The organism is Zarconia sp., from assembly GCF_057467645.1.
Genome location: NZ_JBRJXU010000119.1, coordinates 1 through 9,912, shown reverse-complemented (window position 1 = coordinate 9,912; position 9,912 = coordinate 1). Strand labels below are relative to the sequence as shown.

6 protein-coding genes are annotated in these 9,912 nt (G+C 50.7%); 5 read left to right on the top strand and 1 reads right to left on the bottom strand.

The window, feature by feature from the left end:
* Positions 1-252: 252 nt before the first annotated feature.
* The 5 genes from AC2215_RS18265 (at position 253) to AC2215_RS18245 (ending at position 9,056) form a co-directional block, all read left to right on the top strand.
* The gene (locus tag AC2215_RS18265) at positions 253-1,242 is read left to right on the top strand and encodes a methyltransferase (RefSeq protein ID WP_486811431.1); all 990 of its coding nucleotides are present in this window, start codon (positions 253-255) and stop codon (positions 1,240-1,242) included.
* 143 nt (positions 1,243-1,385) lie between these two features.
* Positions 1,386-4,328, top strand: coding sequence for an excinuclease ABC subunit UvrA (uvrA, locus tag AC2215_RS18260; protein ID WP_486811430.1), 2,943 nt, complete (start codon positions 1,386-1,388; stop codon positions 4,326-4,328).
* Between the two features lie 706 nt (positions 4,329-5,034).
* Positions 5,035-6,132 carry an ATP-binding protein gene (locus tag AC2215_RS18255; protein WP_486811429.1) on the top strand — a complete coding sequence of 366 codons (1,098 nt, stop codon included), beginning with the start codon at positions 5,035-5,037 and terminating at the stop codon, positions 6,130-6,132.
* Between the two features lie 231 nt (positions 6,133-6,363).
* Complete coding sequence (locus AC2215_RS18250) at positions 6,364-7,671, top strand: S-layer homology domain-containing protein (RefSeq protein ID WP_486811428.1); 1,308 nt, start codon at positions 6,364-6,366, stop codon at positions 7,669-7,671.
* Positions 7,672-8,018: 347 nt separating this feature from the next.
* Positions 8,019-9,056, top strand: coding sequence for a M42 family metallopeptidase (locus tag AC2215_RS18245; protein WP_486811432.1), 1,038 nt, complete (start codon positions 8,019-8,021; stop codon positions 9,054-9,056).
* A 144-nt stretch (positions 9,057-9,200) separates the two neighbouring features.
* Here AC2215_RS18245 and AC2215_RS18240 read toward each other — a convergent pair whose 3' ends face one another.
* The gene (locus AC2215_RS18240; protein WP_486811427.1) at positions 9,201-9,797 is read right to left on the bottom strand and encodes a DUF3611 family protein; all 597 of its coding nucleotides are present in this window, start codon (positions 9,795-9,797) and stop codon (positions 9,201-9,203) included.
* Between the last annotated feature and the right edge of the window lie 115 nt (positions 9,798-9,912).

Below are 9,912 nucleotides of genomic sequence, written 5' to 3'. Positions count from 1 at the left end.
CGCAGCACCAGCTCCACCAGAACCGATTTCGGCATCTGTTCTAGGTCTTCTCGCGTCGGGGGAATAGCTGGTAGCTGCTCAATCATTCTTCTACGCTACCTGGCTTCTCCCAATTGTCAACCCCTCCACCTGAATGCTTACCTTAAAACGAACTTCAGACCTTTACGTTTTTTAGACTAAATCAGTCTAAATCTCAAGAAACTGAATCTGCAGGGTCTCCAAAAAGTGTTTCACAAGAGCTTTTGATTGAAAATGAGCGATCGCATCTACGATATTAGTTTTAATTATTGGAACTCTGCTGTATTGAGAGCGGGTGTAAAATTAGGCTTATTTAATCTGCTCGATCGGCAAACTCTTTCCTGTGAAGAAATTTCACAGGAACTGGATACTAACTTAATTTTTACCAGATCGTTCGTCAATGCCTGTGTTGTCTTAGAGCTATTAGAAAATAAAAATAGTCGATATAAAAACACGTTAGAAACATCTGATTTTTTGGTATTCGGAAAACCTAAATATATCGGCGATCATATTCTCCATATCACTAACTCTTGGTATACGTGGGGTAATTTAGATCGACTCATTCGTGAGGGGCGAACAGAGCTTCTATTTGAAAATGGCTTTGTTAATGCTGATACCTATTGGACAGATTACATGAAAGGTCAGCATAGTAGGGCTACAGCAGGACAGGAAGAATATTTAGTTCAACATGTTAATCTCGCCCAAAAGCGAAAATTACTCGATCTAGGCGGTGGTGCTGGTAGTTATAGTATTGCTTTATGTGCTGCGAATCCCGAACTTAAGGCATTTATCGTCGATCGAAAAGAACCTTTAGAAATCGCCCTGCCTTTAGTCGAGGAAAAACAGCTTCAAAATCAAATTACTCTAGTTGAAGGGGATTTCAATACGATCGACCTTGAACGGGATTATGATGTTGTCCTAATTTCTGGCGTCGTTTGTACGAAATCCTATCCGGAATGTCTTCATCTCTTTCATCGGGCTTATGATGCGTTAATTCCAGGAGGATTAATCATTATTCAATACTTTATGCAGATCGATCGGAGTTCTCAACAGCAATTTCTGGATATAATGATGGACTTATATTTAAAGATTGCCTTTAATCCAGAGGCTAGCGATCGCCTTGGGGATGAAGTGCAATCTGGGCTCACAGAAGTCGGATTTATTAATCCGAGGCAAATTCCGTTACCAACACAATATGCATTGATTCTTGCAACTAAGCCTTAAAAAGTCACTGATTTTTTTCAAGCATCTTCCGGTTTCTGAGTTTTATCCGTCAACCCGCCCCTCAATCTCACCCCCTCATCTCGTAGAGTGGAGCGATACAATCGTGAAGTATTGTTTCCTTTGCCTCGTATTGCTCCCTTCCCATGTCCAAACCCGAACCATTGCCATCCCCTGCCGACCCTCGAAGTCACAACTTCACCGGCACTCAAAACACCATTCGCATTCGGGGGGCCCGACAACACAATCTCAAAGACGTAGATCTAGAATTACCCCGCGATCGCCTAATTGTTTTTACCGGCGTGTCGGGTTCGGGCAAATCCTCCCTAGCTTTCGATACCATTTTTGCCGAGGGACAGCGTCGCTACATCGAATCCCTCAGCGCCTACGCCCGCCAATTCCTCGGACAACTCGACAAACCCGACGTCGAAGCCATCGAAGGTCTGAGTCCGGCGATTTCCATCGACCAAAAATCCACCTCCCACAACCCCCGTTCCACCGTGGGGACGGTAACGGAAATTTACGACTACCTGCGATTGCTCTTCGGACGGGCCGGCGAACCCCACTGTCCCATCTGCGATCGCTCCATTGCCCCCCAAACCATCGATCGAATGTGCGATCGAGTCATGGAACTGCCTGAAAGAACCAAATTTCAAATCCTCGCCCCCGTCATCCGAGGCAAAAAAGGCACCCACCAAAAACTCCTCTCTAGCCTCTCCTCCCAAGGTTTCGTCCGGGTGCGCGTCGATGGTACGGTGCGCGAACTCTCAGAATCGATCGACCTCGATAAAAATCAAACCCATACCATTGAAATCGTCGTCGATCGACTCATCAAAAAACCCGGTATCGAAGAACGCCTTGCCGACTCCCTCTCCACCTGCTTGCAGCAGGCTGAAGGCATTGCCCTGATTGTCGGTGAGTTACCAGCCCCCGAGGATGGCGACTCTCAAAATCGGTCCATCGAAATCCTCTTCTCCGAAAACTTCGCCTGTCCCGAACACGGGGCGGTGATGGAAGAACTCTCGCCGCGCCTGTTTTCCTTCAACTCTCCCTACGGCGCTTGTCCCACCTGCCACGGTTTGGGGAGTTCGCGCACCTTCTCCCCGGATTTAATCGTCCCCGATCCAGATGCCCCCGTCTACAGCGCTATCGCCCCCTGGTCGGATAAAGACAATACCTATTACCTCTCCCTGCTGTACAGCGTCGGAGAGGCCTACGGCTTCGCCCTCGATACCCCCTGGAAAAAGCTCACCACCCAACAGCAAGATGTGATTTTGCACGGTTCCCCAGAACCGATTTGGATCGAAACAGACTCTCGCTACCGGGAAACGAAGGGCTATCACCGCCACTATGCTGGGGCCGTTGCCATGCTGCAACGACAGTACGAGGAAACCGCCTCCGAACCCGTCAAAGAAAAGTTAGAGCACTATCTCGTTAATAAAGTGTGCGAGAGTTGCCACGGGGCGCGCCTCAAACCCGAAGCCCTTTCCGTGCGCATCGGCGACTGCAGAATTACGGATTTAACCCAAGTCTCCATTCGAGACTGCATCGATCGCCTCAACCAACTCCAATTGAGCGATCGCCAAGCGCAAATCGCCGATCTCGCCCTCAAAGAAATTCGGGCCCGGCTGCAATTTCTCCTGGATGTGGGACTCGATTATCTCTCTCTCGATCGGGCGGCGATGACCCTTTCCGGGGGAGAAGCCCAGCGAATTCGCCTCGCCACCCAAATTGGTGCCGGACTCACCGGCGTCCTCTACGTTCTCGACGAACCCAGCATCGGATTGCACCAGCGCGATAACGATCGATTGTTGCGCACCCTCACCAAATTGCGGGATTTGGGCAATACCCTGATTGTCGTCGAACACGACGAGGAAACCATTCGCGCGGCAGATTTCGTCGTCGATATCGGACCCGGTGCGGGGGTTCATGGTGGGGAAGTGGTGGCCAAAGGGGATTTAGACGCCATTCTCCAAGCCGAAAAATCCCTCACGGGAATGTACCTCTCCGGACGCAGAGTTATTGCCACCCCGGAAACCCGAAGGCGAGGAAACGGGCGATCGCTGCGTTTGCTCGATGCCCATCGCAACAACCTCCGCCACCTCAATCTCGAGATTCCCTTGGGCAAATTGGTCTGCATTACCGGCGTGTCCGGTTCGGGAAAATCCAGCCTCATCGACGAACTCCTCTACCCGGCCCTCCAACATCACCTGACCCGGCGCGTGCCGTTTCCCAAACAATTGGGGGCATTGAAGGTGAAAGGGGCAAAAGTCAAAAAAGTCAAAGATGTGGTGGATAAGGTGATTATTATCGACCAATCTCCCATCGGGCGCACCCCCCGTTCCAATCTCGCGACTTATACTGGGGTGTTCGACAGCATTCGCCAAGTATTTGCCGAAACCCTCGAAGCCAAAGCGCGGGGATATAAGCCGGGACGCTTTTCCTTTAATGTCAAAGGGGGTCGCTGCGAAGCCTGCGGGGGACAGGGATCGAACGTCATTTCCATGAACTTTCTCCCAGATGTTTACGTTCAGTGCGATGTTTGCAAGGGAGCGCGCTACAATCGGGAAACGTTGCAAGTCAAGTACAAGGGACATTCGATTTCCGATGTTCTCAAGATGACGGTCGAGGAAGCCTTTGAAGTCTTTCAAAACATTCCCCGCGCCGCAACCCGACTCCAAACTTGCATCGATGTAGGACTGGGGTACATTCAGTTGGGACAACCGGCCCCGACGCTTTCTGGAGGCGAGGCGCAACGGGTTAAACTGGCCACAGAACTCTCCCGCCGCGCCACGGGAAAAACCCTCTATCTGATTGACGAACCCACTACGGGATTATCGTTTTACGACGTTCACCATCTTTTAAACGTTTTGCAACGGTTGGTGGACAAAGGCAACTCGATTTTAGCCATCGAACACAACCTCGATGTGATTCGCAGTGCCGACTGGGTGATCGATATGGGTCCCGAAGGGGGCGATAAAGGGGGAGAAGCGATCGCTATCGGCACGCCGGAGGAGGTTGCGCAAAACCCCAACTCTCACACGGGCCGATATCTCCAGCAAGTGTTGCAACAACATCCACCGGGATGAGGCTTGATCTTGTATCGATTCACCCCCTCGACCCATCTCAATCTGGGAATGCCCTTCGCCATTGATGAGATCCCTCGTTGATGCCAACGCGAGATTTTCAGGTCGACCTCTCCCGAGAGCGACCCCAACTTCCCATGCTCGCATTCATCGGAATCTCACAAACTCGTCCCTTGTCAGCTCTGCCGATCTCCCTCTCCTTTCTGTGCCCGGAAAAATCTGAATTCCTTCACAAGATCCCAGAAAGTGGCAAGATACAATTAGGCAATCTCTGAGAGTCTCAATCTGGGTGTGCTATTTTTGAATCTTCAATTCGAGCAAGTAACAACATTCAACAGAATTTGGACGTTCAAGGGGTGTGCGAACGGGGAGGCTGTGTTTAAGAGAACGTTGGGGATGGGGAAAATGTCACCTCATCCCTTCGCCTCTTCTCCTAGGAAGAGAAGGGGGACAGGATGGGGAGGGGGAGGATACCCAGATGCGGAAACCAGTGGCGACCCCATTCAAAGTCTGGGGAACTGAAATTGAGCAATTTTCGGTCAATGTTAGTGGCAATCGGACTACTTTTGACGCGAATTTAGATCGGCGATTATCGAATATTATCGATCTGTGACGAATCTGAGTGACGCTCTCGACCTCCCCGAGGCCCTCACTCGAGCGAACTACTTTTTCTCCTCCTAACCTACCGCCTTTCGTGCAGGGAGTTTTTATGGATCTGGCATCGCACAAATTTATTTCGCTGTTTGACCCAGAACAAGCTGAAGAACTATGCAAAGCTGCTATTCTGGAAAAATTCAATCGCAAAACAATCCTGTTTGAAGAAGGAGAAAAGTCCGATTGTCTTTATCTGATTCTTGAAGGTTTGGTCGAGTTTAAAAAAAACGTTGGGGAAAATCGATACGAAACCCTAACCCAGGCTGGACCCAATTCTTTTTTTGGTGAATTAGGCATTTTAGATGGGCAACCTCGCAGCACTCAAGCCATCGTTTTTAAAGGCTCGACCTTAGCCAAAATTCCCGATTATCGGATGATGAAAGTTTTGGATGGGATGAAAGGCTCGAAAGCGATCGAAATTTTTAGCTACATGACGCAACGCCTTCGCGATTCGACGGAACAATACATCAAGCAGGTGGTTCACAAACAAAAAATGGTATTGCTTGGAGAAATGGTGAATACGGTGATTCACGATTTTAAAAGTCCTTTGAGTAGTATTACCTTAGCCAGTGGGATGGTCAAAGAGCAGCACTCTGATGAAGATACGATTGAATGGTGCGATTTGATTAGAATTCAAGCCCAGCGAATTGCCGATATGGCGGAAGAATTCTTGGAGTTTACCCAAGGCGAATCGGCTCTAAACAAACATCCCATGAAGCTGGAAAAAGCCTTTCAATATTTTGAACGATTGAATCGCGTTTATTTGAGTCAAGCGAATGTAGAATTGACAATCGACTGCGATGAAAATATTATTTTAAACGCGGATGAAAATAAGCTGCTGCGAGTTTGGCAAAACTTGGTAGGCAATGCGGTTGAAGCATTTATGGAGCGCGGGGGGAAAATAGAAATTCGAGCGCGGATCGAAGACGATCGGGTGAAAACCATCGTCCGCGACAACGGTCCCGGTATTCCCGAAGAAATTGGCGACCGTTTGTTTGAATCCTTCGTCACGTATGGAAAGCGCGGGGGAACGGGTTTGGGAACGGCAATCGCCAAATCGATCGTTGATGCCCACGGGGGTAAGATTTCCTTTGAATCGATTCGAGATCGAGGAACGACATTTTATATTAGTTTGCCCCTTTATCGGGGATAATCGTCTCGGAACCCGCAACAATGCGACGTCACCCAACCCTCTGTCTCCTCGGGGTTTGAGTTGGATTTCAACAAACTCGATGCATCGATGACGAAGTTGACAGAACCGAGAGACCTAAAATTTGCCAGACGCCACGATCGACCCTTTCAACCCACAATTTCAGCCGGAATCTTCAAAATTGAGTGGCAACGATTACAATCTAAAAGATAATCTTCTCGGTCTATCATCACCGTGCTGTTTCATCCACGTTCGACACTTTCCTCGATTGGAGCAATTTGCCTGTTCGCCTCTTTGAGTGCTTGCGCGGATAGTCCTTTCGGTCAATCCCTTGAAGACTCTCTCGCTGTCGATCCGCAACTGCAAGAGGAATCGACCCCCGCCCAACCGACACCGACTCCAACACCGGCACCAACACCCACCACCACGCCGACTCCAACAACCGAGGTGTCCCTCCCCGATGATTTCCCTGGGGAGATTCCCCAGTACGAGGGAGCTTCCTTAGAGAAGGTGACGATTGCCGAAACGCCTGACGACCCGGTGGTGACGCGATGGACGAGCAAAGATTCGAGGGAGGCGATCGAAGGTTTTTATCAAGAGCGGTTGGGAAAGGATAACTGGCAGCTGGTGACCCCCGAAACTCAAGAATCGACAGAAGATGGTGCAAGCGTTATCGTTGCCCGTCGAGATGGAATGCAGGTGCAGGTTTCGATCGCTCCTAACCCCGACGGGGGGGATGGCAAAACGGTCTTCGATATCGCGTATTTCCTCACCGGCGATGAGACCGCTACGAGCCCAGAACCAGCAGCAGACTCTACTTCATCCGAATCATCTCCCTCTGAAGCCGCCACGCCGTCTAATACCCCCAAAGCCTTCAGCGATCTCGATCGAACGCCCCAAGCCCGTTCCTACATCGAAGACTTGGCAGCACTGGGGGTTCTCACGGCTTCCAACGACAGCGATAAATTTGCCCCCAATGAAGTGGTAACCCGCCGAGAATACGCTCGCTGGCTGCTCGATACCAACAATAAGCTCTACGCCGACGCACCCGCCAAACAAATTCGTCCCGTTGCTTCCGCTGCTCAACCGGTTTTTGGAGATATCCCCGCCACCGATCCGGATTTTGGCACAATTCAAGGGTTAGCCGAAGCGGGCATCATCCCCAGCCGCTTAACGGGGGCAACCACCATCGCTCAGTTTCGTCCCGATGCCCCCCTGACGCGAGAGGAATTGGTGTTGTGGAAAGTGCCTTTGGACTTGCGACGGGGATTACCCGCTGCGACTCTAGATGCGGTTCGCCAAACTTGGGGATTTCAGGATGCCGCGAGTATTGAAGCCAAAGCCCTCAAAGCGGTACTGGCAGATTTTCAAAATGGCGATTTAGCCAATATTCGTCGCGCCTTTGGCTATACCACCCTCTTTCAACCGAAAAAAGCGGTCACGCGATCGGAAGCGGCTTCGACCCTGTGGTACTTTGGTTTCCAGGGTGACGGACGCTCGGCAGCTCTTGCCGTTCGGGAAGATTCTAATGGTCCAGAGTGAATGGACAATTGACAATTGATAATGGGCATTCGTGAAAAAATCAGAAAACTGCTCGTTTGTCAATATAAAAATTTAGTTACTGCTCGATTAAATCCGAATTCTCAATAATGCGATGTGCAATCTTTTTGCCAAGCCGTGTGGTGAGCGAGTCGAATATCCCCCTTTCCCCTTCCCCCTTGCCCTTTGACCCCGTGTTGTCAGGTTTTGGATAATGAAGTTGCACATGGCGTCAATAGACATCTGGTAGAAATTCAAAATCAGATTGATTTCTATGGTTCAGTCATAAATTTTTTCTCCTTTTCCCCCTTAACCCTTAACCCTTGTCCCTTTTCCACCAGATGTCTAACATGTCCGAATACGATCGACTCTTTAATACCATCGAAGAATTAGTGATGTGCCACTCTCCAAGCGGCGTGGAAGGGGAAGTGGATGCATGGGTGCTCGATCGCTTTGCCGGGTTGGGATTGGAAACCTGGCAAGATGAGGCGGGGAACGCAATCGCCAAAATTCCCGGTCGGGATTCGAGTCGCTCTTTAACCATTACCGGTCACAAAGACGAAATTGGGGCGATCGTGAAAACCGTCGGCAACGACGGAACCGTTGAGGTGCGCAAGTTGGGCGGATCGTACCCTTGGATTTACGGTGAAGGGGTGGTGGACTTGTTAGGCGATCGAGAAACGGTTTCGGGAATTCTCAGTTTTGGTTCCCGCCACGTTTCCCACGAATCCCCACAAAAAGCCCAGCAAGGTAATGCCCCCCTGAAATGGCAGAATGCCTGGATCGAAACCAAACAAACGGCAGCAGCATTAGAAGCCGCTGGGGTGCGACCGGGAACGCGAATGGTGGTGGGGAAACACCGCAAAAAACCGATTCGCTTGCAAGATTATATCGCCAGCTATACCCTCGATAACAAGGCATCGATAGCGATTTTGCTCGAATTGGCGCAACGAGTGAAACACCCCCCGATCGATGTCTATTTGGTGGCGTCGGCGAAAGAAGAAGTGGGAGCCATTGGGGCGCTATATTTCACAAATCGCCAGCGAACCAATGCTTTGATTGCTCTAGAGATTTGCCCGATCGCTCCAGAATACCCGATCGAAGATGGGGCGGCTCCAGTACTGCTAGCTCAGGATGCCTACGGTGTATACGATGAGGGCTTAAACGCCGACTTGCGTGCCTGTGCCGAAAAAGAAGAGATTCCCCTGCAACTGGCCACGATTAGCGGCTTTGGTAGTGATGGCTCGATCGCCATGAAATTCGGTCACGTGGCGCGAGCTGCCTGTCTGGGCTTCCCCACCCAAAATACCCATGGCTACGAGATTGCTCATCTCGGGGCGATCTCTAACTGTATTCGCGTGCTGCAACGCTATTGCAGCGATGGGTGACTTTGGAGGTTTGGGAGACTTCGAAAGCTTCGGGGGCTGAGTTTTTGAACGAGAAATTCTCCCGTTTCCCCCCTCTCCGTGTCACCGCGTCCCCGTGTCACCGCGTCCGGAGCGTCTCCCCCTCTCCCCATCACCCCCTCTCTTCTACCCAGCGGGCGATCGATTAATCCACTTCAACAACCACAGGGAAGCCAGCAGACCCGCAAAGTGAGCCACAATTGTATGGGTATTTCCCAGAACGACGAAAATATCTAGGGGTTGAATCAGTTGGCTGAGGGCCACGCTGGTAAAAGCGACCCCTTGAGCTTGCAGTGCCTTCGCTAGCAATATACCTGTAATGGTTTCCGCGCCGAGCAAGCCAAAAAAGATACCCACCAAGTTGATAATCAAGCCGCGTTCGATCAGTTGGTTGGTTTCCGATCGCTTCGGTCGCCGTTCTCCGTCAGTCGTGGCTAACCGTTTGCCGAATTTCATGTAGCGATTCGACCAGTAGATACTAATCAGCAAAGCCACAATACTCGTTAGCGAGAAAAAGATACCTGGTCCTTGCTCGGCACTCACCGTCGTGTCAACAGCGCTCTGGCTGGCTGCTGAAGCGGGAATGGCAAAGAGGAAAATCAGACCGGCTACCACCCCCAGAACCACCTGCACCCAAAAACCGATCGCCCCGGCACGACGCAGTGCGGTACTCGCTCGAGCAATAGCCGGGGGTAGAGAATAAAGCTCGTCAGGGTTCGACATACTTCGTGTTGGATCGCGGTCGTATCGCGAAAGTCGTAAGTTATCTGTTATTATGCCCCATCGACCGAATTTCACCAATGGCTCGATGTAAGGGTGTGGGGTGTGGGGTGTGGGT